The sequence below is a fragment of the Streptomyces sp. URMC 126 genome, assembly GCF_051386555.1.
In the GTDB taxonomy this organism is placed as follows: domain Bacteria; phylum Actinomycetota; class Actinomycetes; order Streptomycetales; family Streptomycetaceae; genus Streptomyces.
Map to the genome: position 1 here is coordinate 1 of NZ_JBPQTX010001250.1, position 242 is coordinate 242.

Consider the following 242-nt stretch of genomic DNA (forward strand, 5'->3'; position numbering starts at 1 on the left):
GTACGTCTCCGTGGACCAAGACCTGACGGGCCGTCAAAATCTGCGGTTGTTCGCCCGGCTGTGCGGTCTGCGCGGCGCGGCGGTGGCCGCGCGGGCGGACGAGCTGCTGGAGCGGTTCGACCTGGGCGGCGCCGCCGACCGGCCGGCCCGCACCTACTCCGGTGGCATGCGCCGCCGCCTCGACCTGGCGGCCGGACTCCTCACCGAACCGGCCGTCCTGCTGCTCGACGAGCCCACCACCG

General features: G+C 74.8%; 1 protein-coding gene. It reads left to right on the forward strand.

The window, feature by feature from the left end:
• On the forward strand, positions 1 to 242 hold a 242-nt coding region (locus tag ACSNOK_RS35840), incomplete at both ends, for an ATP-binding cassette domain-containing protein (RefSeq protein WP_436784836.1).